Origin of the sequence: Pseudomonas flavescens, assembly GCF_013408425.1 — a bacterium.
GTDB lineage: Bacteria > Pseudomonadota > Gammaproteobacteria > Pseudomonadales > Pseudomonadaceae > Aquipseudomonas > Aquipseudomonas fulva_A.
In genome coordinates this window covers 1,913,969-1,939,334 of record NZ_JACBYV010000001.1, presented here as the reverse complement: position 1 = coordinate 1,939,334, position 25,366 = coordinate 1,913,969, and the positions used below count along the sequence as shown (strand labels likewise).

Sequence of the window (25,366 nt, the reverse complement as noted above, 5' to 3'; positions counted from 1 at the left end):
ACATGACCTCGTGCAACATCCTTACCCCGCAAGAAGAACGTGCACGTTTGGCCGAAGTGGATCGTTTGACGTCGGAGCTGGAAATCGGCTCGGATTCTGTGCTCAACAGCGTCGTCGCAATGATTTCCGCCTACTTCGGGGTACCTACTGCGCTCGTGAGCATCATCGAGCGCGACTACCAGGTCTTCAAGGCCCGGGTTGGCATGGAGCCCGAGCGCACGCTGCGTGAGATGTCGTTTTGCGCCCACAATCTCGACGAAGGGGCCGTGCTGGAAGTCTGTGACCCTCTCAGTGACCCGCGTTTTTCGAGTAACCCGCTGGTCAATGGTGACCCTTTCATCCGCTATTACGCAGGCGCGCCCCTTGTTATCCAGCCCGGGCTGAGCCTTGGCAGGTTGTGCATCATCGACAGAGAAACCCACCGCCCGATGGACGAGCAGGGCCAGGCTCTGTTGCGAGACGCTGCCAAGGTGGTCGTGGCACGCCTTGAGTCGATCCATCTTCAGCACTTCTATGACCTGACAACAGGCCTGCCAAACCGGCAACGCTTCGAAGCAGATCTTCTAACCGAGTCGGCGAGGGATGGACGGGTTGCCATTCTGGTGGAGCCACTATCCGCGTCCGGCATGGATCGATTGGTCAAGGCGTTGGGAATGGAGTTCTTCGTTAACTTCATGCTGGCCGTCAAGGAGGTCTTGCTGGCGGTGTTGCCTGAGGGCGCACGCCTATACCGCTCAGGCACATTAGGTTTCGTAACCCTCTTTGCGCCCTCGCAGGGGCTGTCAATGCAGAGCCTGCTCAGTGGCATCGTGGACGCTCTCGCTCGACCGCTGTATAGCGCGGACGTACCTGTGTTCCCCGATGTGGGGATCAGCGTGCTGCAGCTGGATCGTGAGGCTGCTGCGCCAATGGATATCCTGCGCCTGATGGCCAGCATCACTGATGCTGCGCGCGCAAGTGAACGTCGCTGGCTCGATTACGATCCCGCGATCGATTCAAGTCTGAGGCGCAGCACCGAGTTGCTCAACGCCATCGAATCAGCCCTTATCTCTGCGGACCAGTTCAGGCTGGTGTACCAACCACGGGTCGATCTGGCGAGCAATCGCTGCGTGGCCGTTGAAGCACTGTTGCGCTGGACGCATCCAACGCTGGGGGAAATCAGTCCCACCGAATTCATTCCTCTTGCTGAAACCACCGCTTCGATCCGGCACATCACGCGGTGGGTCGTTCGACGTGTCTGCGAGCAGTTGGCGCAGTGGGCAAGCGAAGGGCTGGAAATGACCACATCGCTGAACGTGTCGGCCCTGGATCTGACCGATGGCCTACTGTTCGATGAGCTGGTTCAGGCGCTGCGCGACTTCGACGTGGCGCCTCAGTACATCGAACTCGAGTTCACTGAGAGCGTATTGGTAACCGATTTCCCAGCCGTGCAAGCGCAGCTGCAACGCTTTCGTGACCTGGGGGTGGCCATCGGCATCGATGACTTCGGTAGTGGCTACAGCAACTGGGCCTACCTGCGGCAGATTCCTGCCACCAGCGTAAAGCTCGACCGCTCGCTGCTGGCCGACCTCCAACCGGGTAACAGCGACTGGCACATTATCCGCGGCCTGATCAGTCTGGTGAAGGATCTGCGTCTGACGGTCGTGGCCGAAGGCATTGAAACCGAACTGCACTACCATCTGCTGCGCGGCTGGGGTTGTCAGCAGGGCCAGGGATACTATTTTGCCAAGCCATTATCGCCGGCCGAGCTGGTGGCCTGGTTGAATGGCCACAAGAGCCCGGCCGGCCTTATCTAAGGCTCCGCAAGCGATGTGTGGCGCGGAAGATGTCGCTGGCGAAACGAAAAGGGCACAGGCAGCCCTCATGACAATCCTAGACGCGGCCGCGTCATGACTTATGTGCGCTGCGTGATTCTGGTTGATGGAGCGGGTTGTTCAGAGCAGTTCGTCCAGCGGGCCGCGGGGGCAGAGTGTCCAGGGCACCTGGATCTTGTGTTCAGGTTCTCGGCAGTGCCATTCCTGCTGGTACATAACGCCATCAACGAACTCCACGCCCTCAATGGTGAGGGCGAGTATCGCCATGCCGCCGATGCGAGCCTCATAGAGCTGGGGTAAGGGATTACCACCTTGAGCAGATGGGACGGTAATGGCAATGCTTGACCTGCGCCCGAAAGGCGTCTCTAGCGCTTCCTCTATTCGTACATCAGCCCTCAACCGGGGCTCGGAGCTGTAGGCTTTCTTAGGCTTGCGCTTGCCGCGTTCGAACAGAGGGAGGACTTCATAATGCATGGCCGCACCATAGCTAATCTGTATGTATATACAGGTATTCTAGATCCGGCCATGAAATGGGTCGAGGACAATTCGTCGGCTCAGCGCTTGGTATTTTTCAGCCCGTCGAGGTAGTCGAGGTCTTCAGCCGTTGGCTTGATGTTCGGCTTGGGTTGTTCTGGTTGAGACTGGATCTGCTGTGCTTGAAGAGCGTCTATCAGCAGATTTTGCCTTGCGTGATTTTCAAGGTGCGCCTCAATGGCTGCGACGATTTCGCCGTTCATGCTCATTTCGCTATCGCCAGCGAGTTGAGCGACCTTTGCACGCATCCCATCAGGCATGCGCACCACGAACTTATCCTTTAAGCCACTTGGGTATTTCCGTGCAGCCATTTTTTGCTCCTGCAGGTTGAGTACTGATACAAATTTTGTAGGCGAATTTTACGAAAAGTTCTCCCTATTATTGGGCTTCTTACCGATAGGGAGAGCCTGGTAGTTGCCGGGATTCGTGGGGTGGATTTTGTGGCTGCTGAGCAGCCAGGCGCTGATCTAGATCGGGGAGTTTGGGGCCGTGATCCGCCGTCAGGCAGCCCGCTATGGCCTTGTCGGCAGAGCCCGCGTTTAGCCCTTCCAACGGACGTACGCTGCCGGCCGTTGTTGCGAGCACGGACTTCGTATCAACAGACCTAGAGGACGTCGAGGAAACCCTGGATTGCATTTTGATCTATGGGTTGATTGCCAAAGAATTCGACTTCTAGAGGGAAGTCTCGTCATCAGACTGCACAGGGTCGGACGGTCTCGAAAACTGGAAAGCTGCACCAGGCTTCCAGTAGTGCTATCCGGGCAAATGCAACAGCTCAGCGGACATGGGCTTGTTGCGTGATCTCCTAGAGTGAAGGTCACGCGGAAAGTGCATCACTTTTCGATTTTCAGCCGCTGCCTTATCCAGTCTTGATCTGCCCTCACACCGAGGAGCTGTGCGGAGAACTGTCGGCGTACCTTGGCCCCTTCAGCATCCACCATCTCTACATACGCCGACACGTCGAATTTGCAGCTTTCGACTTGAGTAATCTGGACCCCGTCAGCACCAAAAGCGGGGAACACCAACGACTTTGGTGCTTCCAGATTATCGGCTACGTATTCGGTCGCGACTTTGTAGGCTTGTTCTTGGGTGCATTCGAAATCTGGGTATCCGCAACCCGTAACTAGCAGTGCAGAACATCCCATCATGGCCAATCGCAGCATTGTTGATCTCCTTGCACTTCAGACTGCCGCCATCTCGGCAAAAAACGCCGAAAACACTCCGTCTGTCCTTAAAGATATGGTTGCTTGGTATTCGAAAGCCAGAATCCGTCTTACGCTCTTGGCAACTGTCCGGCTCACGCAAAAGGTGTGGGAGAGGGTGCTGAGCGGGGCGCTGAACCGCCATAGCTCATGTGTGCTATTGAGCTGCCGGTCTCTGAGTCCTAGCCTGCTGGGTCGAGCTTCATCCTCAGTCTGTAAGGCTGCAAACTTGCAGATGATGGTGCAGTGCCAAATTCAAGGAAGATCTCAATGCTGCTTTCAACGCATTTTCGGTACCTATTGCTCTCTGCTGCCCTGGTCGTTTGCGCCCCAATGGCTTATGCCCAGACCGCCCACGGTGATTACTGGATCATCTACGGTCAGGGTGAGGGTCGGAAAAATGAGATGTACGTAGCCGATGCTACGGGCATCTTGCAGAAACCGGGGGATGTCCTGTCTCTCCTGATCTTGCACATCTTCCAAGACGTTACGATGCCGGCATTCGCGGCTTATGAGGTCGAGGTTAAGTGCTCACAACGGCAGACACGCTTAACCAGCGCCAAGGTTTTCAATCGTATTGACCTCGGAGTACGAGAAGCTCCGTTCTCGCCCGGATGGCGCGGTGTCGAAGAGTACTGGCTGCAAAGGACGTTCGCGTTTGCCTGCGCGCCTGGCAACCGAACAAATAACCAGATGTTATCTGCTGGCAAGATGGACGCTGGTCAGATGATCAACCTCGCCCAACAGATGTTCATTCAGCAGGCTCCGCTGGAGCAAAGGGATCAGACGCTAAAAGATCTCGATGAAATGCTTGGCAATACCAAGCCCTAAACAGTAGCGGAGCAGAAAGCATGCGTAACGTACTTGTCGGCGCTCTGGTTGCGGTAATCATAGCTGGATGCGGTCAGATACCCAGTGTTCCCGAATACGGCGCACGCAGTAAATGGAATGGACGTAGTGCGGCTGAAGCCATCGAGTTCTTCGGCGCACCTGACGAAATGAAGCCAGTAGGCGAAGGGCAGGCAGTTCTGATCTGGAGCAGGGACACTTCATACTGGCGCACTCGCCAAACCGGACGTACCACTGATGTTCAGGGCGGCGTGCGAGTAAACACCACGTATTACGAAGACTACATTCAAGACTCCGGGTGCAGGGTCTCGATCTTCGTCAACAAGCAGAAGACGATCACCAACCTCGATCTGTCTGGACACAATTGCGCGGGGGTCAATGTCGGTGAGTAGATCTGCTGCAGACGACCATTTCGCAATCAATGGAGTACGTTAGACGAGAGAACAGACGTAACCCCTCTGGGGATTTCTTAGCCCGGCGGGATACCTAGCACCATATGGGAGAGAGTGACTTCGTCAGACCTGCCGTTATGTTAGCGATCACGAAGCTTGTTCGGGTTAGTAGGAGCCAAGGATGGGAGTTTTCACTCCAGCTGGAGAAACGCGCGTAGCTGTTCTGGTCGATTGCGACAACGTGTCACCAGAAATCTTGGAACACGCTTTGCGTGTAGTCGCCCAGTTCGGACGTGTTGTTCTGAGGCGTGGTTACGGCAATCACGGCACCTTGGCCAACAAGTGGCAGGAGGCTTTAGTGCGCCTGGCCTTCACGCCCTGCCTGCAGTACCAATACGCTGCTGGCAAGAATACGTCCGATATCGCCTTGGCCCTGGATGCAATGGAGGCGCTGTTTGACCACCGGGCAGACACGTTCTGTCTGGTCACCAGCGACTCTGACTTCGCCTACTTGTGCCGCAAACTCAGGGAGCGTGGCGCCACTGTGTGCATAGTTGGGGAGGCCAAGACGCCGGATGCGCTACGCAACGCCAGCGACCAATTTTTTGAATGGCGTCGCGAAGAACACCTTTTGGACGCTGCAGGGGAGCAGGTCGACAAACTGACAAAAACTGAAGCCTGCGCCAAGCATGAGGCGATCAAGCTTGACTCCAGCAAGCCGGTGGTCAAACGGCGACCCAAGTTTGTCGTGGATGCCGTGTCGCTATTGGCAGGCGGAACCAGTGAAGGAAAGGTGAGCTTGAGCGCCCTCGGCCAGTACCTCAAACGGACGGATCCGGCGTTCTCGCCAAATGCCTACGGCCACTCAGGCCTACTCGATATGACCAGAACCTATGATCTGCTGCACTTGGTTCAGGAGCACGGTGGGCATTGGAATGTCGGGTTGGCTGCCAAGGACGAAGATAATGCGGAAAATACGGCCCATGCGTGACGGCGGCATAGCAAAAAGGGCGGTGACACCACTCACGCTCTACTGACGCCGCCGCGCTGACCGATTTATCCTAAAGCAGCCGTTGCTATGGTTTGCATGAGCTACTTCCTATTCCAGCCCAACTGCGCAGAAACCTGTTGCGCGGTTTCCATCAGCCGTTTGACGTAATCCTCCTTGAGTTCTTCGCGGAAGCGAAAGCACGGGAAGGACACGCTCAGCCCGCCGATCACATGGCCAAAGCGGTCGCGTATCGGTGCTGCCAGGCAGCGCATGTTGTCCTCGAACTCCTCATGATCCTCCGCGTAGCCCTGGGCGCGAACCACCTCCAGTTCCTGCAGGTAGGCCTCGATGCTGGTCAAGGTGTTGGCTGTGCGGCGCTCGAAACTCTCTTCCTGCAGGTGGGCCAGCAACTCCGGTTGCTCGAGCCAAGCCATCAGCACCTTGCCAATCCCGGTGCAGTAGAGCGGCGCCCGCCGACCGATGCGCGAATACATGCGCAGGTTGTATTTGGAGTCGATCTTGTGGACGTAGACGATGCTGCCTTCGTCAAGGATCCCCAGGTGCACAGTCTCACTGGTCAGTTCGTTGATGCGCCGCATGCCCGGTTCCGCCTCCCGGATGATGTCCAGATGGGGCAGGGCCTGCGCGCCTAATTCAAACAGCCGGACGCTGAGTCGATAGCGATCCTCTGCGTCCTGTACTACGTAGCCACGCGCCTTGAGCGACTGCAGGAAGCGGTAGACCGTGCTTTTGGACATATCCAGTTTCTGGGCGAGTTCCGATACGCCGCTTTCCTCGGGATGCTCGGCCAGCGCCTCAAGGACAGCCATGGTGCGGCCCACGGCAGAGACCAGTTCGTTGTTCTGGAGAGTGCTGTTGTCCATGAAGGCTCCAACGGAAACTAAAACCAGAGGATATACGCTAGCGAATCAAAACGCTGTTTCATTTTTCTTGACGAGGCAAGAATTCGGATTAAACTCGCCATCACAAGCTAGAAATGAAACGCCGTTTTAAAAATAACAAAGGCGCGTAGCCATGAATGCAATAACCGGGCGATGCCCGAATACCGATTCATCTCGCCGGCTCAAAGTCGCGTTAATCGGCGAGTGCATGATCGAGATGCGTGCACACAACGCTTCAGCGTTCAGCCAGACCTTCGGCGGCGACACGCTCAACGCAGCGGTCTACCTCTCCCGGCTGAACCCTGTGGGGCAGGTAAGCGCGGATTACGTCACCGCCCTCGGCGACGACAGCTTCAGTGAAGCCATGCGTCAGCTGTGGCGCGACGAGGGTGTCGGCGACCAGCATGTGCGCGAAATCAAGGGTGCGCTTCCGGGGCTGTATTTCATTCAGACCGACGCCCAAGGCGAGCGACGCTTTCTGTACTGGCGTGGCGAAGCCGCCGCACGGCAGATGTTCGACGGTGACGCCGCCGATGACCTGCTCCGGGCGCTCGCGGGTTACGACTACCTCTACCTGAGCGGCATCAGCCTGGCGATTCTCACCGCCACAGGCCGCGACCGCCTGCTGCACACTCTGCGCCACGCCCGTGAGTCGGGTACCCGAATTGTCTTCGACAACAATTACCGCCCCCATCTCTGGCCCGACGCTCAAGCTGCGCGCGACGTCTATGGCGATGTACTGCACCTGACAGATCTGGCCCTGATCACCTGGGAAGATGACGCCGCACTGTTCGGGTATGCCGATACGGACGCGTTGTTTCAGGCCTATGCCGAGTTCGGCGTAGCTGAGGTCGCCCTCAAGCGCGGTGAGGCATCGTGTCTGATCCAGTGCGATACGGGCCGTTTCGAAGTACCCGCGGAGCAGGTGGGCCAGATCGTCGATACCACGGCGGCGGGCGATTCGTTCAGCGCGGCCTATCTGGCGTGCCGCCTGCAGGGTGGCAATCCGCAACTGGCGGCGCGCTGGGGCCATCGACTGGCCTCCCAGGTCGTCCAGCACCGCGGGGCCCTGATCCCTCGAGATGCCATGCCCGTTTTGGATCTGTCTTCATTCTCTTCTGCCGTAGAGGCCTGACCCCATGAAAATCACCGAAGCCCGCGTCATCGTCACCTGCCCGGGGCGCAACCTGATCACCCTGAAAATCGTCACAGATTCCGGTATCTACGGGATCGGCGACGCGACCCTGAACGGCCGGGAGCTGGCGGTGGTCGCCTATCTGGAAGAGCATGTGCTGCCGGCACTGATTGGCCGCGACGCACATCGTATCGAAGATATCTGGCAGTACCTGTACCGCGGGGCCTACTGGCGTCGCGGCCCGGTCACCATGACCGCGATTGCCGCCGTGGACGTCGCCCTGTGGGACATCAAGGCCAAGGCCGCGCAGATGCCGTTGTACCAGTTGCTCGGGGGCAAGAGCCGCGAGCGGGTGATGGTCTATGGACATGCCACCGGCAAGGACATCGAAGGCTGCCTGGACGAAGTCGCCCGGCATGTCGAACTGGGCTACAAGGCGGTGCGCGTGCAGTGCGGGATTCCGGGCATTGCCACCACATATGGCGTGGCCAAGCGCAGCGGGGAGCGCTATGAGCCCGCCGACAGTGACCTGCCCGCCGAACACGTGTGGGACACCGCCAAATACCTGAACCATGTGCCCAAGCTGTTTGCCGCCGTGCGCGAGCGATTCGGTGACGACCTGCACATTCTTCATGACGTGCATCACCGCCTGACGCCCATAGAAGCAGGCCGCCTGGGCAAGTCGGTCGAGCCCTTCAACCTGTTCTGGCTCGAAGACTGTACCCCGGCCGAAAACCAGGAAGCCTTCCGCCTCATTCGCCAGCACACCACCACACCGCTGGCGGTAGGTGAGGTGTTCAACTCGATCCATGACTGCCGCGAGCTGATCCAGGAACAGTTGATCGATTACATCCGCGCCACGCTGGTGCATGCCGGCGGCATCACCCACGTGCGGCGCATCGCCGACTTTGCCGCGCTCTATCAGGTGCGCACCGGCTTTCATGGCGCCACCGACCTGTCGCCAGTGTGCATGGGCGCGGCGCTGCATTTCGACACCTGGGTGCCCAACTTCGGCATTCAGGAACACATGCCTCACGACGAGCGCATCGACGAAGTCTTCCCTCACGCCTACCGCTTCGATGATGGCCACTTCACCCCTGGCAAAACCCCGGGACACGGCGTCGACATCAACGAAGAGCTGGCGGCGAAATATCCCTACAAGCGCGCAAGCCTACCGGTCAATCGCCTGGAAGACGGCACTCTCTGGCACTGGTAACCGCGGCGGATCCATAACAACAAGCACACAGGGCGGCGTCCGCCCTGTCAGGAGTTGTCCATGAAAGCTTTTCAGGTAAATGCACCCTTTGAGTTCGCGCTGGCCCATGTCGAAGTGCCGCAGGTAGCGCCGGGTGAGGTCAAGATCGATGTGGCCTACGCCGGGATCTGTGGCTCGGACATGCACATCATCCACGGGCAGAACGCCTTTGTGCGTTTTCCACGCATCACCGGCCATGAGTTCTCCGGCGTGGTGCGTGAAGTAGGCCCGGGAGTCGAGCACCTCAAGGCGGGCGACCGCGTGTGCATAGACCCGGTCATCAGCTGCGGCACCTGCTACCCATGCCGCATCGACCGGCCGAACGTGTGCACGCACCTTCAGGTGATTGGCGTACACCGCGACGGCGGGTTCAGTGAGCACGTCTGCGTGCCGGCCGAGAATGCCCATCGCCTGCCAGACACGCTGCCGCTCAGCCACGCCGCGCTCGTGGAGCCTTACACCATCGCTCTCAACGTGCTGGATCGGATGCAGCCCCATCCGGGCGACAGCTTGCTGATCTACGGCGCTGGCGTGATCGGCCTGACCCTGGTGCAGATGGCCCGGGCCCTGGGGCTTACCGACATCACAGTGACCGACGTCATCGACACGCGCCTGGAAACGGCCAAGTCGCTGGGCGCCAGTCGTGTCCTCAACGGCAAGGCGGTCGATGTCGAGGCGCACATGCGCGAAGTGACCCAGGGTGAGGGCGTGCCGCTGATCGTAGATGCGGCCTGCATTCCGGCGCTGATGCCACAGATGGTGCGTTTGGCGGCACCGGCTGGGCGTATCGGCCTGCTGGGGTTCAACGCCGAACCCAGCGACCTGGTGCAGCTGGAAATGATCAAGAAAGAGCTGACGCTGGTCGGCTCGCGCCTAAACAACCGCAAATTCCCGAAAGTCATCGAGCTGATCGCCAGCGGCAAGCTGCAGGTACAGGAACTGATCAGCCATCAGGTGAGCTTCGACGACATGCCGGCTGCCATCGGGCTAATCGAAAACCACCCCGAACAGACCCGCAAGGTGCTCGTCGAGGTGGGCAGGGCCCACTCATAACGCTGTGCAGAGATTCGTGCCCCCTCGGGGCACCCCTCACCGAATAAACACAAAAAGCGGGAGGTTCCAATGTTTGGTCAAGGTCGCACGTTAATCATCATCATGCTGTTCCTGGCAGGCGTCATCAACTACCTGGATCGCTCAGCATTGTCCGTGGCGGCCCCGTTCATCCAGGAGGACTTCGGTCTGACCACGGGTGAAATGGGCATCATTTTCAGCAGTTTCTTCGTCGGCTATGCGGCGTTCAATTTCATCGGTGGCTGGGCCGCCGACCGATATGGAGCCAAGACCACGCTGTTGCTGGCGATGGTGTTGTGGTCGCTGTTCAGCGGGCTGACGGTGCTCACCGTCGGCTTGGTCTCGCTGGTGATCATCCGCATCCTGTTCGGTATGGGTGAGGGGCCGTTGAGTGTCACCACCAGCAAAATGGTCAATAACTGGTACACACCCAAGCAACGTGCGCGAGCGCTGGGCACCTCGATGTCCGGCACCCCGCTGGGCGGCGCCATCTCCGGGCCGGTGGTGGGTTTTATCGCCGTCAGCTACGGCTGGAAGGTGTCGTTCATCATCATCATGCTGATGGGGCTCGTGTGGGCGGTTGTCTGGTTCAAGTTCGTCAAGGACAAGCCTGACGGCAAGGTCGCCGAGGAAATCCGCCGCGCCGAGGAAAAAAGCGAAGTCTCCTCGCTGCCAGTCCATCCGCTGCGCTACTACCTCAAGCAACCGACCGTGCTGTTCACCGCCCTGGCGTTCTTCTCCTACAACTACACGCTGTTCTTTTTCCTCACCTGGTTCCCCAGCTACCTGACCATGGCCCACGGCCTGAACGTCAAGGACATGAGCATCGCCACGGTCATCCCCTGGTTGCTCGGGTTCCTGGGCCTAGCCCTAGGCGGATTCATCTCCGACTTCGTGTTCAAGAAAACCGGGCGGGTTATGTTCTCGCGCAAAGTGGTGCTGGTGACCTGCCTGTTGCTCTGCGCCGTTTGCATCGCCTTTGCCGGTCTGGTCAAGACGCTGTATCCGGCGGTGATCCTCGTCGCCTGTGCAGTGTTCTTCCTGTACCTGACCGGGGCGATCTACTGGGCGATCATCCAGGACACCGTGCCTGCGGCGCGGGTCGGCGGGGTCAGCGGCTTCATGCATTTTCTGGCCAACACCTCGGGCATCATCGGCCCGACCCTGACCGGCTTTCTGGTGCAGTTCACCGGCTCGTTCACCACGGCGTTCCTGCTCGCCGGGTTGCTGACTGTGATCGGTGCGGTGTGCGTGGCACGCTACGTCAAACCGCTTTCGGCAGCTGATAGCGGCAAGGCTGCAGTACCCAGCACCAACCCGAATTCGGCCTTGAGTCGGCCATGAGCGGCCACCCACACAAGGAACCTGTCGATGCCTGCCATTAACCATGTGCCCTTTATCGGTTCCGCTCCCGAGATCGGTATCGTGCACCTTGGCCTGGGGGCGTTTCACCGCGCCCACCAGGCGGTCTACCTGCAACGCCACCTCGAACGTGTCGGCGAAAGTTCTTGGGGGCTGTGCAGCGCGAACCTGCGCTCCAATCGCCACCTGGTTGACCAGTTGAGCGAGCAGGGCGGCCGCTATCATGTAGCCGAATACCGCGACAGCGAGCATGTCACGCTGCGCGAAGTTAGCGTGTTACGCCAGGCGCTTTACGTGGGCGAGGGTGGCCATGACCTGGAGGTTCTGCTGCAGCGCATGGCTGCGCCGCAAACCCGAATTGTCACCCTGACCGTCACCGAGAAGGGCTACTGCCTGAGCCCCACTACGGGGCAGCTGCGCGTGGACGATCCGGTGATCGCCCATGATATCGCCCATCCCCGGGCACCGCGTTCGGCGCCAGGTATCGTCCTGGAAGCCTTACGCCGCCGCCACGCCGCCGGCATCCCGGCCTTCACTGTCCTGTGCTGTGACAACATGCCCGATAACGGTCAGCGCACCCGCCAGGCAGTGAGCGCCCTGGCCGCGTTACAGGAGGAAGGGCAGGCCACCGGGTTGACGCAATGGATCAGCGATCACGTCGCGTTCCCCAGCTCCATGGTCGATCGCATTGTCCCAGCCATGGATGACGCATCCTTCTCCCGGCTGGCCCAGCACCTGGACTGTACAGACCCGGCTGCAGTGGTTTGCGAGCAGTTCAGCCAGTGGGTGATCGAGGATCAGTTCCCCCTTGGGCGTCCGGACTGGGAAGTGGAGGGCGTGCAGATGGTGGACGACGTTCGCCCGTTCGAAACCATGAAGCTGCGCATGCTCAACGGTAGCCATTCGCTGCTGGCTTACGTCGGCTTGCTGGCCGGACACGAGACCGTGTTCGATGCGATCACCGATGCGGACATGGCGGGCTTCATCGCGCGTTACATGACCCAGGAAGCGGCGCCGACGCTGGACATGCCGGAAGGCATTGACCTGACCGTGTATGCCCGCGCCCTGACTGCACGCTTTGCCAATGACAGCCTGCAACACCGCCTGCGCCAGATCGCCATGGACGGCTCGCAGAAACTGCCGCAGCGCTGGCTGCTTGGTGCGCAGCAATTGCTCGACGACGGCCGCGACCTGAGCTGTACCGCGTTAGGCATCGCTGCCTGGATTCATTACTGCTCGCGGCCGTTGCCTGGCGCTGCTGCGCCGGTGATCGACGATCCGCTGCGTGACACCTTTGCCGCGCTTGCCGAATGCTTCAAAGGGCCAGCCCTGGTAGATGCCTTTCTTGACCTGCAAGAAGTGTTTCCCTCCGCCTTGTCCGGCAGAACCGAGTTTCGCCAGTCGGTACAAACGGCTTACAGCGCCCTGTTGCGTGATGGCATGGGCCCCGTATTGCGCGCCTTTGCCGTAGCTACCCCACAATAAGAGGAGATCATCATGGAACATACATGGCGCTGGTTTGGCCCCAAGGATCCCATCTCGCTGGCGGACGTACGCCAGACCGGTGCAACCGGTATCGTCACCGCCTTGCATGACATCCCCAACGGCGCTGTCTGGCCGGTCGAGGCCATAGCCGAGCGCAAGCAGATGATCGAAGCCGCCGGCCTGAGCTGGTCGGTGGTGGAAAGTATTCCGGTGCATGAGGACATCAAACGCGGCTGCGGTCGGCGCGACGAGTACATTGCCAACTACCAGCAAAGCGTGCGCAACCTGGCCAGCTGTGGCATCGATATCGTCTGCTACAACTTCATGCCGGTGCTCGACTGGACCCGCACCGACCTGGCCTGGGAGCTGGCCGACGGTGGGTGGGCTCTGCGCTTCGACCAGACCGCGTTTGCCGCCTTCGACCTGTTCATCCTCCAACGTCCGAGCGCCGAGGCCGAGTACAGCGGCGAGGACATTGACCAGGCCAAGACCTACTTCGAGCAACTGACGCCAGCGCGCACCGAAACTCTGGTCAACACGCTGATCGTCGGCCTGCCTGGTGCAGAGGAGCACTACAGCCTCGATGATTTCCGCGCCTTGCTGCGCACCTACGCCAATATCGACGAGAGCCGGTTGCGCGAGCACCTCGCGTATTTCCTGCGCGCCGTTATACCGGTTGCAGAGGAGGTGGGTGTGCGTATGGCGATCCACCCGGACGATCCGCCCCGCGCCTTGCTGGGGCTGCCGCGCATCCTGTCCACCGCAGCCGATGCGCAGTGGTTGCTGGACGCCGCGCCGAGTCCGGCCAATGGCCTGACCTTCTGCACCGGCTCTTATGGCGTGCGTGAGGACAACGATCTGGTGGCCATGGCCAGGCAGTTCGCCCCCTCCATCTACTTCACCCACCTGCGCTCCACTCGCCGTGAGGCCGACCCGCGCAGCTTTCACGAGGCCCATCATCTGGACGGCGACGTCGACATGGTCGGGGTCATCACGGCCCTGGTCGAGGAAGAGCGTCGCCGTGAACGGGACGGTGGCCCGCGCCTGCCGCTGCGTCCCGACCATGGTCATCAGCTACTCGACGACCAGCACCGCAAGAGCAACCCCGGCTATTCGCTCATCGGTCGCCTCAAGGGTCTGGCAGAACTGCGCGGCGTGGAACTCGCCGTCAGGCAGCAACTGAAAGGCGCGGCGCACACCTGACCTACAGCGAAGCAAAAAAAGGGGGCCGAAGCCCCCTGCGGTTCAGAGCAAGCCCTGCTCGGCAAAAGACACCGTTCGTTGGCCTGCCATGGTGTTGTGATGCAGCAAGCGGCTGCAAGAGCCTCTTTCAGCTACTGCTTTAAAGCATTCTTTACGTCTGTCCAAGCCCCCAGCCATCGTCCGCTGCGGCCAAATCAAGCTCAGCCTCATTCACAACAGCCGATGATCATTTGGGAATTGAGCAGGGGCTGTGAATTTCAAGCACGTCGACTTTTTCTGGGATGACTGAGTCGCGGTAGCACTGAGCCGGGTACGCTTACACGTTCAACACCTCGATGGTCTTATTCATCTTATCAAAGGCACTATTCTTACGCTTCTTGGCATGTTCCTACCTTTCGACCTTGATGACGAAAGCAGTCTAATCAAGGCACGTGCTGCATGTGCAGGCTTAGGATGGGACGAGTTGGTGAGGCTAAGTTGAGAGAAGAAACCGTAGTAAGCCTGACTTGGCTTAAGAAGATTGACAGCACTATTGCATTGCAAGTTATGGAACTGATCAACAGTACAACTAAGGATGGCGGCACACTTGGTTACGACAAGCCGATGACGCCCGATCAGTGTGCCGAATTCAGCCTATCTCTTCAGGATGAAATACAGAAAGGCGATTCTTACGCCATTTTGGGCAGCAGCCCCGTCGGCCCGGCCTGCTTTGCGGTAATCATGCAAAGCCGAATGCCGAACTGCCGCCACATCGCAAATTTGAGCAAGGGGGTTGTGCACCCTAGTCACCGCGGTATGGGGTTGGTTGCAAAGGTATTTCGGGAAATTGTCGATTTTTCTGAAGCACACGATATCGAATTGCTTACGCTTGATGTTCGAGAAGGGACGCGAGCTCATCTTCTTTGGGAGACGCTAGGATTTAGATCGTTTGGCGTGCTTGATGATTATGCACGAGTAAACGGTGTGAAGTATCGAGGACATTACATGTCGCAATCGGTTGAAAATCTGGCAAAAAGACTACGGTTAGCGAACTGAGTCTGACCAAAAGATGCATTAATTATTTATTCTAATCAAATCGCAATGAAGCGCTTTTGAGTGCGGCTGCGCGGACGTTTTGCAGAGAGTTCTTTATGGCTATGGATACGAAAGATTTCAGGGATGCGCTGGAGCAAAAGTTACATCACCATCTGACGCTTTCTCACCCGATATTTCGAGAACTGTTGTCGCCTGAAGGAAATATTGAGTTGCTTCGGAAGGTGGCGCTTCAAGGTTACCAGTTGACAAAGTATTTCCTGAGTTATGTTGAAAATCTTTTTTTCTATTGTCCCCTGCCTTCCCACAAGCGGGCATTAATAACCAATTGCTTCGAAGAAGAAACGGGACGTTTGTCTCGAACCGATAATCACGTTGTGTTAATGCAGAATTTTCTACGGGCGCTTGGAATCAGTGATTCTGAAAGGGAGTTGGAAAAACCGCTGCCTGCAACGAAGGAACTCATCGAATACCGGCTAAATGCGGTAAAAAATCCCGCCAAGTACCACATTGGTGCCGCCGCAGTAATGATTGCCAGCGAGGGCCAAAATCTTGAGACGGTGGCAGGGGATGCACGCCATGTTCTGTTAGGCCGTGCATACGGTTTGACGGAAAATGATCTGCTGTTTTTTTCTGTACATCAGAAAGAGGATGTGGGTCATGTAAACGAAGGGTTGGACTTGGTTTCTGAGCTTTGCACAACAGAAGACATGCAGCGCGAGGCGTTGGAAGCGGTGGATCATACATGCAGGCTGTTTTATGCAATGTATGAAGATATGTACCGCTCCTACTGCTAACTCAGCTTGTTGTGGTTTTTGTTGATAGAGGGAATAGCGCATGAATCGACAGTTCAGCCCAGTGGTAATTGGTTCGGTACTGACAGTCGGGTTTCTGGTGATGTTTTTCGCCAGTGCACTGAAGGGATTATACCAAGTGTACTTTGTGGACTTGGCTGTTCACTTTGGAGGCAGTCGAGCAGCTTTGGCAACTGCAGGATCAATCTTCGTCTTGACCATTGGCTTGGTATCACCAGTGGTTGGTTGGTTGAGTGACAGTGTAGGTCCATTGCGAACGGTGACGATTGGAAGCCTATGTGGTGGCGTCGTGCTGGCGGGGGCAACCTTCATCGGTAGCGACCTGATGCTGTTCACGCTGCTTTACGGCTTGCTTGGTGCTTTCGCGCTCGCTGCGATGACATACGTGCCTATGGGCATTCTTGTCGATCGTCTGGTTGCTGAAAATTCAAAGGCATTTGCATTTGCTTTCGTCACCAATGGCACTGCAATTGGCTTCATTGTTCTCTCACCGCTGTGGATATTTCTTGAGCAATCTGTGGAATGGCAGGAGGTGTTCTTTTCGGTCGGCCTGATATACCTGATTCCTTTGAGCCTTTCATTGTTTCTCGTTTCCCGTGTTGTTCCGCTGTTGCCTGAGCCAAAGATTGCGCAGGCCAAGCGATCGCTGAGTTTCCTCCTTCGCGACCCCCGTTTCTTTGTACTCGCGCTGAGCTTTGCCAGTTGTGGCGCGACGATGGCATTCATTGATGTTCACTTGGTTCCGTACTGGCAGGAGGCTGAGTTACCCGTTTCAATTCAAGCCAGTGGCCTGAGCCTTCTTGGCATCTTGGAGTTGGTGAGTGGTCTGCTGGCTGGATGGCTGGCCACGCGCTACAACAAGGGCATGCTCCTCGCGGGCTTCTACTTGTTACGAGCCGGGGCAGTGGCGGTATTGCTAACGGATCCAGGACCTCTAACTACGTACGTATTTGCTGCACTTTTTGGTGCCAGTTATCTCGGCACTGTGGTGCTCACATCCGCCTTTTGCTTCTCCATTTATGGCAGTGAAGAAAAAGGTAAGGTTTTTGGGATGTTGTTTCTTGTGCATCAACTGGGTGCGCTGGCTGCCACGCAGTTGGGTGCGATGGAGTACGACAGAAGCCAGACTTATGAATTCACGATTATGGCCTTGGTTCTGTCGACTGTGGCGGCAGCCATTCTTTCCTTGACGCTGATATCAGTCAGGCAGGGAGAGAATGACTGCGGGGCAGCCGCAGCCAAAGTTGACTGAGCGACCATGCTTTGGAAATTTATATGAGCACGTGGTGGGAAAGGAGTAGGGGATCGATGGATGAGGACATGGTCGACTTGGCTGGTTTCGATAGTACAGCTGCCTTGCATCGAGGACGCGAGATTGACGTATCAGACGTGTTTTGCGAGCCGCTGGCAATGACGTCTGCCTACACCTTCACATCAGCTCAGGATGCATGGGAGCGCTTTAGTGGTCAGAAAGAAGGGAACGTGTATTCACGGTTCACCAACCCGACGGTCACAGCCTTGGAACGTCGTGTGGCCGCGATGGAGTCAGCAGAAGACGCCGTTGCATTTGCCTCCGGTATGGGCGCATTTGCGGGCCTATGCCACGCGTTTCTGCAACAGGGCAATAACATTGTCTGCAGTCGTGACGTGTTTGGAACGACTGTAAACGCTTTTCGCAATTACATGGGGCGTTTTGGCATCGAGTCGCGGTTTGTCGATTTAACTGATCTGAGCCAGTGGGATGCCGCCATAGATGGCAATACCCGTCTAGTCGTTATGGAGTCACCCTCAAATCCCACTCTCAAAATCGGTGATATTCAGGCTATCAGCCGATTTGCCCACGCCAAGGGGGCGTTACTTGTAGTCGATAACACAATGCTGACCCCTGTTTTTCAACAGCCCCATACGTTCGGGGCTGATTTGGTGATCCATTCGGCCGGTAAATACATGGATGGTCAAGGCAGAGTTTTGGCTGGCATAGTGACCGGCTCGACAGTCATGACCAGAGAACTACGGGGTGTTCTCAGAACCCTCGGAATTTCGTGTAGTCCCTTCAACGCTTGGTTAATACTCAAAGGACTTGAAACGCTTGAAGTGAGAATGCTCCGCGTGCAGGACAGCGCGATCGAGCTTTCAAACTGGGTCTCGCGCCAAGGGTGTGTGCGCTCAGTTCACTACACTGGCCTGACCGATCATCCTCAGTTTGCGCTTGCCAGTCGCCAGCAGCAGGGTCATGGGGGGCTAATATGTTTTGAGGTTAAGGGCGGGCAAGAGGCGGCATGGCGATGGATCGATGCTCTGTTGTTGGTTGCGCGTTGTACCAACATTGGAGATACGAGAAGTATGGTGACCCATCCGGCCACCACTACCCATTGCCGCTTGAGTGAGATTGAAAGACAGATGGCGGGTATCTCCGATGGCATGATTCGGATGTCCGTCGGGCTGGAGAGCCTTAAGGATCTTAAAAAAGACTTACGCCAAGCGTTTGATGTGATTGAGCGTCAATACCCTTCGAACTCAGAAAATCACACTCATGCCGAGAGCTGCCAGTGATGCATGAGGTTATAGTTTTTAGTGCAGGTGTCGGAGCATCTGCTGTTGTAGTTCAGATGCTTGCGTTGGTTGCAGTGTATAGAAAAGATGTTTTGTTTTCCCTACCTTTTGCAGTAGCCATTGTATTTTCTGTTTTTTTTTTACTATGGCTTGGGATCTTTTCACCGTTTTCCAGCATTGCGTGGAGCATGTACGACATATATTTTTCTTCTTTTTGCGGGTAAGAAGTTTCTTGTCAGCGCGGCTCCAAATAACGAATCGGTTTGTTGGTGGCTTAGTCCAAAGGTCATGATTGTTTTACTCGTATAAGTCTAGGGAGTAGGTAATGGCAAAGGTATTGGTTTTGAGGGGCATCTTGGCCGGCGTTTTGATGTTCGCATATGGACCACTGCCGTCCTGGTCGGCTGAGGATGAAAGTCTGGCGCCTGTGAGCAAGCGTTTGGTAAGTTTTAATTCTCAGCCACTACCCTTATTCGATGCCCAGGGCGACCTTAGTATTCCTGCGGTGCTTTCCATCCCCGCTCGGCGTAACAACTCAGTACCGGCAGTCATCATTCTTCATGGCTCGGCGGGTATGGACTCCAGAGGGGAGCTGCACAGTCGTGATCTCAATCAGCTTGGGATAGCAACCTTGGAGCTCGACATGTGGGGCGCGCGTGGGATCGAGGGCGGTGCAAGTGGAAGGCCTACCAGAGTCCACGACACACTCCCTGACTTGGCTGGCGCGTTGAGTTATCTAGCGAAATACCCAGGCATTGATCCGGCTCGCATTGGGGTAGTGGGGTTTTCTTGGGGAGGGGTACAGGCCATGCTTGCATCAACCGCTACTGTCAGCGCGGAACTGGTCAAGAAGACTGGGGTTCGTGTCACCGCGTTGGCAGCGTTTTATCCCGTGTGCTGGGGGTACAATCGAGTACCCGGATACGAATTCAAGATGTTAGCCCCAGTGCGATTAATCGTGCTCACCGGCGGGGACGATCAATACGACGACGATCCTGCGGCCTGCCCATCGCTTATTTCGGCACTACCGCATTCGGAGCGAATCAAAATTGATATTCATGTCTACGAGGGGGCCCAGCATGGCTTCAATGGCTTTGAAGCTGCTCAGCAGTATGAAGATCCCTTTTTACATAGAGGTAAGGGCGGCGTAGGAACCTCGGCCCCACATGCGATAGCGCGAGAGACATCACGTCAGGCTGTTAGAGATTTCTTCACTGACGCTTTCGAGCAAAAAGATACCAGTGTCGCTCATAGTCAATTCATGTCTACAACTCAACGCCGGGATCCATTGGTGTTCTAGCTGGACGTCATGCCGGCGGCATTACGAAACTGTGACGGCGTATCCTGCATCTCCTGTCGCCACGCCAAACGGAATGCATGGCTGCTGCTGTAGCCACAATGCTCAGCGATCTGCTCGACATTAAGGTTGGTGGTACAGAGGAGGTTGCGGGCATGTTCCATGCGCTGTAGGCGCTGGTAAGCGTGCAGCGTGTGGCCGGTGTTCTCTCTAAACAAACGCGCTACATGGCGATAGCTGATGTTGAATTGGCTTGCGAGTGACTCGAACTTGAAGTCCGAACTCAGGTTAGCGTCAATATAGTCTTGGATGGCATGCACTATTGGGTGTAGATGATTTCTTGTCAGATCTACTGTTTTTAGCTGAGAGTCTTCACCTGCGCGCCTACGATAGATAACCAGCTCTCGAGCTATCCGGTTGGCGGTATCTTGGCCAAATAAGCGGGTGACCAGGTGTAATGCCAAGTCAGTACCGCTCGAAACACCAGCAGACGAGAATATACGGCCGTCCTCAATAAACAGGCGATTATCAAGAACGTTCGCCTTCGGATAGCGTTCTTGCAGAAGAGAAACATAGCGGTGGTGAGTGGTGCACTGGCGATCATCGAGCAAGCCCGCCTCACCTAGCAAAAACGCACCGGTACAGATGGAGCAGATCAGAGCACCGTCCGATATTTCCGTAATCTTCGATAACCATTTTGCCGTCTTCGCGAAGATGAGGTTTTCAGCAGGAGATAGAGAGAGTTTGTTCCCCACTACAAACAACACGTCGTCGGGCTCTAACTGCTGAGGTAGCGTTTCCAGCCCGCTCAAGGTGAGCCCCTGGAAGCTCGTAACCTCTTTCTCAAGTGAAATACAACGCACCTCGATGGGGGCTAGCTCGAGCTCGGCAATGCTAGTCATCGTCTGGAGTGGGCCTCCAAGGTCTAGGATGTGCGTTCCTGGAAGGAGGAGAAACCAGATTGTATGCATTCACTTACTCTGAGGATGGGCAGCCAAAAGATTTGTTGGTGCGGTCAGGATGGTTAGTTGCAGCGCTGCTGCAGTGCTCTTGTGTGCTTTGCTCATGTCTGACGCCACCTTGCACGGGAGAGCTGTTGCCTAGGCCACTGGCCTTCAACCCACCAAGACGACTGTGGAAGGAGTTTAATGTGCCAATCCAATTGAGGCCCATCTGACCCGACGTTTGAGTGCTCAGCTCCTAAGCTATCGTCATGGGCAGAATTGGGTACTGAGCTTGCGGGTAACGATGATGGACTACCCACTAGCTCATTAGAAAGACCTGCGTTTAGATCAATTCCTCCTCAGCGAACGAAACCGTGCGTAGACGACCAAGCTGATGCGATCTGGTGAGCGTGCATCCAGGCGCTCAAGCCCCTCGTTCGATGATCGCTAGACCGTTATTTCAGCCTGACTCGACTTCCAGACGTAGCTCGCTGCCGCCCCATAAAGCGCAGCATAATTCGCACAGCCGATGATCACCTAGGCGTTGAGCAAGGACTGTAAATCTCGAGCACATCGACTTCTTCCTTGATGACTCGAGTGGCATAACCCGCCTGAATTACAGTCGTCTTCTCGACCGTTTCACCGGTTGGGCGCTGGAAATTCACGTCAGGGCCATCGAAGCTTTGTTGACCGTTACTGTGTAGGTAATCGAAAAGCCGCGCTTTGAAACCAGTATTAATTTCGTCTCGGTCGGCCTGCAGTGGACCCAGCATTAACGCTTCGTTCTTGGTGAAAGCGAAGAAAATGCCGTCCGCAGCTCCGCCTCCCGGGACGGTCGAACAGACCACATCGTCAGACTTGAGGGTGCGTGCTTCGACGTATCTTCCCTCGACCAAGTGAGCCATGACCAAGCCGTCAGGGGTCACGACGCCAACTCCTTTTTCAGGCTGGCAACCAGGGACGCTACCGTAGGAGTGGATACACCAGTTCATGCGGGAGGAGTCCACGATGGTCGTCAGCTTCAAGTCTTGCCTGATCTTTTCCTGTGCCTCCGGCGTATCGTGACGCACGCTGGCGCAAGCAGTCACGAGTGTGCCAACCATCAGCGATATCAATGCTCGCATCATGGCTTGCCCTCAGAGCATGGACTAAATACTTCTCGCACTTCCGTGCCTACCACGATGGGAATCGGACCGCTCGGAGCGGAGATGTTATGAACGCTGTAATCCTTCCTGCCGGTCTCCCGGGTGAAGGTGGCAGCATCACCGGTCAGGTAGGGCTGGCCGTTGCTCAACAGCATTTTGAGAGCCTTGGCCCGGTACTCGGGATTGTTCACTGGCAGCGATCTGTGCACTTCGGTGTAGGGGATCACGGACACGGCCAACTGATCTTTGAAGATATAGAAGTTCTGCCCGTCGTGATCACTGATGCATCTGACATCCTCGGTTTTGATGATGTCCTTTTGCACGTAGGCACCGCTCTCATAGTCCACGAGAATCAGGCTATCAGAAGTCAGGACGCTGATCGCGGAGGTGTACTTGCAATTAGCCTGTCCCCCAATCTGTAACCAACAGAAGCTCGTTTGAGCCGTGTCGGTTATGTTTGCCAGCTTGAGATCGTGCTGGATCTGCTGCCGAGCTTCAGGAGTTTTATGTTGGATATTGCAGGCGGTGAGAAGCAGAGCAGCCGATGCGATGGCAATGTAACGGAACATAATCAGTCCTTTGATCGGGGCGTCGGTTAGCGAGGACGCCTAAGTGGGTCGACCTGACCTGCTCGGGGCTTTGAGTGGGCAACCCATCGAGGCGAGCAGATCCAATCGAGTACAGCGGTATAAATTTCATCACACCGCTCGCGGCAGATACCTTTGTCTGCAAAACGCGCAATCAGTTCGGAGCAGGGTGCTTTCGGTCAGGCTTTGCTCCTGCTGCGGTGCGCGGTGCGTCTCCGCTCGTGCTCTCAACAGTGGAAACGCAGACCATCAGCAGCCCGTGAAAGGGAAGCATGCTGATGCAGAGAAATACCAAGTTCCACGCGGCGCAGCAAAAAGGGGGCTAAGCCCCCTTAGGTTCACAGTAAGCCCTCTTCAGCGAACGACACTGTACGTTGGCCTGCCACGATGATGTGATCCAGTGATCGAACTTCGACCAGTGCTAGCGCCTCTTTCAGCCGCTGTGTGAGCGTCCGATCTGCCTGACTCGGCTCTGGGTTACCGCTGGGGTGGTTGTGCGCGTAAATCACTGCAGCAGCATTCAATCGCAGTGCCTCCTTGACCACTTCCCGCGGATAGACCGAAGCGCTATCGATGGTGCCCCGGAACATCTCGACGTACTGGATCAGCCGGTGCTTGGCATCCAAGAACAGTGCCGCAAATACCTCGTGTTCGAAACCTGCCAGCTTGGTGATCAGGTACTCCTTGACCAGCTCTGGCGAAGTGAAGGCCTCACCTCGTTGAATTTTCTGATCGATCACCTTGCGAGCTGCTGCCAGGATCTGCTCGGCAGTGGCTGGCGCGTAGCGACCCTGCTCGTCGCGAACCAGCAGGGAGTCAAAGGCGAAAGTAAGCTGCGACATGATCGTTCTCCAGTTGCTCGGGCGGAATTGCCCGGAACCGGCACAAGCACGGTGCAGCGCAGCAGTCAGGGGGCGACAGCCGGCCCAGCCGCAAGCGCGCGAAGCGCGAGCAGCCCTTGACGGCGAGAACGCCGTGATAGGGTCAGAGGAAACAGCAAGACCGTTATTCCACCGATCTCACAGGCGCCACCAGCAAGCGCAGCGCGCAGCAATAAACGAAGCGCGGTTGTAGTCGCCATCGACGGTTCACAACAGCTGATGCAGTGCACAGCCGTAGGTTCGTGCAAGCCCTTATAGAGCAAACTCTCGATGATCTTTAGAGTCTGGCGAGACCGCTAGTTTTACCCTTCATGCCGGTACTGCATGACAGGGAAACATAGCGATCAGCGGCTTCCCGTATTAATGAACTATGGGTAGTTATAATAACTGTTTCACACCGCTGCTTGATGAGTTTGATGATTTTAAGCGACAGCTCCTCCCCTAAGGCAGCCGTGGGTTCGTCTAGCACGATAATATCTTTATTGCGCAGTAATGCGCGTGCAATGCAGATGCGCTGTATTTCGCCTCCGCTAAGTCCAGCGCCGCCATTGCGGATATCTCTTTTCAAAAGCTTGCGTGCAGACTCCAAGTCAGTTGTCACAACTTCGAGAGCCTGCAGTGTTTCAATTAAGATTTCGTCGCTCAAGTCAGATTCAAGGCCGTATCGCAAATTATCCTCAACGCTTCCTGGAATAAGAGCGGGCCTCTGTGGTACTACGGCAACTCGTCGCGCTATAGCATCGCTATTGTCTGGGGTTACTTCTGAGCCAGAAAAAAATATATGTCCTTTTTCAGGTGCCTCTAGTCCAAGCAGTATATTCAATAGTGTGGTTTTTCCTGCTCCAGAAGGGGCGGTAATCGCTAGGCTTTCTCCTTCCTGAACTTTAAAGCTCAGCTCTGAAAAGAGATTTCGACCTCCGCGAGTGCAGGTTAAATCTACAGCTTCGAACACATGGGAGGGTGCGATGGGGGGATGAAGATCTTCAAAGCCAACGACCTGAAGGTCCGAGTATTCAACTACCAGCTTGAGGAAAACGATGTTGCGCTGTATATCAATGAGCGACCCTGCTATGAGTCTGAGCTGAAGCGTAAGCATGCCAATGTATCCGGCAACTAGTATGAAATCACCGGAGCTAAGTCCGCTGGCACCCTTGTAAAAAGTTAGGGCTAAAACTGCTATGCCCAGCAGGAAGCCGACTAGCATTACCTGAAATGTAAGAAGCAAGCCTATCCGGCGATTGGTTGAGGCGATAGTTTTGACATACTCATCGAACAGCGAGTTTCGATAATTTTGCTCCCGAGAATGCGCAGAGTTTAGTCTGATGTCTAAAAGTGTGCTGAGTCGAGAAAGCATATACTCTGAAACTTTGTTTTGGACATGCATGACCTCGGTATGAACATTTCGGCTACGAACAGATATAGCAAATGATAATATTATGAGCATGATTACGAAGCAGAAAAAAATCAGCGCGTATATGGTTCCTAGGCTTTGCTGAAGAAAATACAGCGCAAGAATAAGCTCAAGAAAAACTGGGAGCAATGTCCAAAATACTGAGACCGTGAGATCACTAAATGCTAGCGAGCCACGATTGATGTTTTCTGTAATAATTACATGATTAAGCTCGCGCTGCTTATAAAATGAAGTAGCCAGTTTCTTTGACAGCACTTGGTCCATCAAAGCAGTGGCTGCTCGGGCGAGAATCCCTGCTGTAAATATTCCCTTGACGTTCCTGAGAACTTCAACAAACGTCCAGCAGAATGCATACGATAAGGCAGCGATCCAAAATGTTTGCAGGGCACCGCTGTTGCTCGAGAACGCCTCTGCAGTTAATTTTAAAAGGTATGGCAGCACCCCCGCTATCCCAGATGTTATAAAAAATAATATAGACACCATAAGAAATGATCGAGTAAATTTCG

The 25,366-nt window shown here is 56.1% G+C and carries 25 protein-coding genes; 15 read left to right on the top strand and 10 right to left on the bottom strand.

The window, feature by feature from the left end:
- The first annotated feature begins 2 nt into the window (after positions 1-2).
- Positions 3-1,796 (top strand): sensor domain-containing phosphodiesterase, encoded by a 1,794-nt coding sequence (locus FHR27_RS08480; protein WP_179538322.1) that lies wholly within the window; start codon positions 3-5, stop codon positions 1,794-1,796.
- Between the two features lie 138 nt (positions 1,797-1,934).
- Here the strand turns inward: FHR27_RS08480 and FHR27_RS08475 are convergent, their stop codons facing one another.
- The 3 genes from FHR27_RS08475 to FHR27_RS08465 all read right to left on the bottom strand — a co-directional run bounded on the left by FHR27_RS08475 (position 1,935) and on the right by FHR27_RS08465 (position 3,511).
- Positions 1,935-2,288 (bottom strand): hypothetical protein, encoded by a 354-nt coding sequence (locus tag FHR27_RS08475; protein WP_052493806.1) that lies wholly within the window; start codon positions 2,286-2,288, stop codon positions 1,935-1,937.
- Positions 2,289-2,368: 80 nt separating this feature from the next.
- A complete protein-coding gene (locus tag FHR27_RS08470; RefSeq protein ID WP_179538321.1) occupies positions 2,369-2,659 on the bottom strand; it encodes an Arc family DNA-binding protein in 291 nt (96 codons plus the stop codon).
- Between the two features lie 522 nt (positions 2,660-3,181).
- Positions 3,182-3,511 carry a hypothetical protein gene (locus FHR27_RS08465; RefSeq protein WP_179538320.1) on the bottom strand — a complete coding sequence of 110 codons (330 nt, stop codon included), beginning with the start codon at positions 3,509-3,511 and terminating at the stop codon, positions 3,182-3,184.
- Between the two features lie 309 nt (positions 3,512-3,820).
- Between FHR27_RS08465 and FHR27_RS08460 the strand changes: the two genes are divergently transcribed.
- The 3 genes from FHR27_RS08460 to FHR27_RS08450 all read left to right on the top strand — a co-directional run bounded on the left by FHR27_RS08460 (position 3,821) and on the right by FHR27_RS08450 (position 5,782).
- Positions 3,821-4,381: a hypothetical protein gene (locus tag FHR27_RS08460; RefSeq protein ID WP_179538319.1), complete on the top strand. Its 561-nt coding sequence runs from the start codon at positions 3,821-3,823 to the stop codon at positions 4,379-4,381.
- A gap of 20 nt (positions 4,382-4,401) precedes the next feature.
- A complete protein-coding gene (locus FHR27_RS08455; RefSeq protein WP_179538318.1) occupies positions 4,402-4,791 on the top strand; it encodes a hypothetical protein in 390 nt (129 codons plus the stop codon).
- A gap of 181 nt (positions 4,792-4,972) precedes the next feature.
- On the top strand, positions 4,973-5,782 hold the full coding sequence (locus FHR27_RS08450) for an NYN domain-containing protein (protein ID WP_179538317.1): 810 nt from the start codon (positions 4,973-4,975) through the stop codon (positions 5,780-5,782).
- Between the two features lie 101 nt (positions 5,783-5,883).
- Here FHR27_RS08450 and kdgR read toward each other — a convergent pair whose 3' ends face one another.
- Entirely contained in the window at positions 5,884-6,666 is a 783-nt protein-coding gene (gene kdgR, locus FHR27_RS08445) for a DNA-binding transcriptional regulator KdgR (RefSeq protein WP_179538316.1), read from the bottom strand.
- Positions 6,667-6,817: 151 nt separating this feature from the next.
- On the opposite strand from kdgR, the gene FHR27_RS08440 reads away from it, so the two are divergent.
- From FHR27_RS08440 to FHR27_RS08395, 10 genes are all read left to right on the top strand, one after another.
- Positions 6,818-7,819, top strand: a complete 1,002-nt coding sequence (locus tag FHR27_RS08440) for a sugar kinase (protein ID WP_179538315.1) — start codon at positions 6,818-6,820, stop codon at positions 7,817-7,819.
- 4 nt (positions 7,820-7,823) lie between these two features.
- Positions 7,824-9,035: a D-mannonate dehydratase ManD gene (manD, locus tag FHR27_RS08435; RefSeq protein ID WP_179538314.1), complete on the top strand. Its 1,212-nt coding sequence runs from the start codon at positions 7,824-7,826 to the stop codon at positions 9,033-9,035.
- 60 nt (positions 9,036-9,095) lie between these two features.
- Positions 9,096-10,127 (top strand): Zn-dependent oxidoreductase, encoded by a 1,032-nt coding sequence (locus tag FHR27_RS08430; protein ID WP_179538313.1) that lies wholly within the window; start codon positions 9,096-9,098, stop codon positions 10,125-10,127.
- A 69-nt stretch (positions 10,128-10,196) separates the two neighbouring features.
- A complete protein-coding gene (locus FHR27_RS08425) occupies positions 10,197-11,489 on the top strand; it encodes an MFS transporter (RefSeq protein ID WP_179538312.1) in 1,293 nt (430 codons plus the stop codon).
- A gap of 27 nt (positions 11,490-11,516) precedes the next feature.
- Complete coding sequence (locus FHR27_RS08420; RefSeq protein WP_179538311.1) at positions 11,517-12,992, top strand: mannitol dehydrogenase family protein; 1,476 nt, start codon at positions 11,517-11,519, stop codon at positions 12,990-12,992.
- Between the two features lie 12 nt (positions 12,993-13,004).
- Positions 13,005-14,195, top strand: a complete 1,191-nt coding sequence (gene uxuA, locus FHR27_RS08415) for a mannonate dehydratase (protein ID WP_179538310.1) — start codon at positions 13,005-13,007, stop codon at positions 14,193-14,195.
- 546 nt (positions 14,196-14,741) lie between these two features.
- A complete protein-coding gene (locus FHR27_RS08410; protein ID WP_257026858.1) occupies positions 14,742-15,230 on the top strand; it encodes a GNAT family N-acetyltransferase in 489 nt (162 codons plus the stop codon).
- 95 nt (positions 15,231-15,325) lie between these two features.
- Positions 15,326-16,024: a TenA family transcriptional regulator gene (locus FHR27_RS08405; protein ID WP_179538308.1), complete on the top strand. Its 699-nt coding sequence runs from the start codon at positions 15,326-15,328 to the stop codon at positions 16,022-16,024.
- Positions 16,025-16,064: 40 nt separating this feature from the next.
- The gene (locus tag FHR27_RS08400) at positions 16,065-17,294 is read left to right on the top strand and encodes an MFS transporter (RefSeq protein ID WP_179538307.1); all 1,230 of its coding nucleotides are present in this window, start codon (positions 16,065-16,067) and stop codon (positions 17,292-17,294) included.
- Positions 17,295-17,317: 23 nt separating this feature from the next.
- Positions 17,318-18,595, top strand: a complete 1,278-nt coding sequence (locus FHR27_RS08395) for an aminotransferase class I/II-fold pyridoxal phosphate-dependent enzyme (RefSeq protein WP_179538306.1) — start codon at positions 17,318-17,320, stop codon at positions 18,593-18,595.
- A gap of 52 nt (positions 18,596-18,647) precedes the next feature.
- Here FHR27_RS08395 and FHR27_RS08390 read toward each other — a convergent pair whose 3' ends face one another.
- Entirely contained in the window at positions 18,648-18,794 is a 147-nt protein-coding gene (locus FHR27_RS08390) for a hypothetical protein (protein WP_179538305.1), read from the bottom strand.
- Between the two features lie 126 nt (positions 18,795-18,920).
- On the opposite strand from FHR27_RS08390, the gene FHR27_RS08385 reads away from it, so the two are divergent.
- Positions 18,921-19,895 (top strand): dienelactone hydrolase family protein, encoded by a 975-nt coding sequence (locus FHR27_RS08385; RefSeq protein ID WP_179538304.1) that lies wholly within the window; start codon positions 18,921-18,923, stop codon positions 19,893-19,895.
- Here the strand turns inward: FHR27_RS08385 and FHR27_RS08380 are convergent.
- The 5 genes from FHR27_RS08380 to FHR27_RS08360 form a co-directional block, all read right to left on the bottom strand.
- Entirely contained in the window at positions 19,892-20,863 is a 972-nt protein-coding gene (locus FHR27_RS08380) for a GlxA family transcriptional regulator (protein ID WP_179538303.1), read from the bottom strand. The two genes, FHR27_RS08385 and FHR27_RS08380, sit on opposite strands and share 4 nt — an antisense overlap.
- A gap of 506 nt (positions 20,864-21,369) precedes the next feature.
- Positions 21,370-21,963, bottom strand: coding sequence for a hypothetical protein (locus FHR27_RS08375; protein WP_179538302.1), 594 nt, complete (start codon positions 21,961-21,963; stop codon positions 21,370-21,372).
- The gene (locus tag FHR27_RS08370) at positions 21,960-22,550 is read right to left on the bottom strand and encodes a hypothetical protein (RefSeq protein ID WP_179538301.1); all 591 of its coding nucleotides are present in this window, start codon (positions 22,548-22,550) and stop codon (positions 21,960-21,962) included. The genes FHR27_RS08375 and FHR27_RS08370 overlap by 4 nt, the downstream gene beginning before the upstream one ends.
- 356 nt (positions 22,551-22,906) lie before the next feature.
- The gene (gene radC / locus FHR27_RS08365; protein ID WP_179538300.1) at positions 22,907-23,410 is read right to left on the bottom strand and encodes a RadC family protein; all 504 of its coding nucleotides are present in this window, start codon (positions 23,408-23,410) and stop codon (positions 22,907-22,909) included.
- 316 nt (positions 23,411-23,726) lie between these two features.
- Entirely contained in the window at positions 23,727-25,301 is a 1,575-nt protein-coding gene (locus FHR27_RS08360; protein ID WP_179538299.1) for an ATP-binding cassette domain-containing protein, read from the bottom strand.
- Between the last annotated feature and the right edge of the window lie 65 nt (positions 25,302-25,366).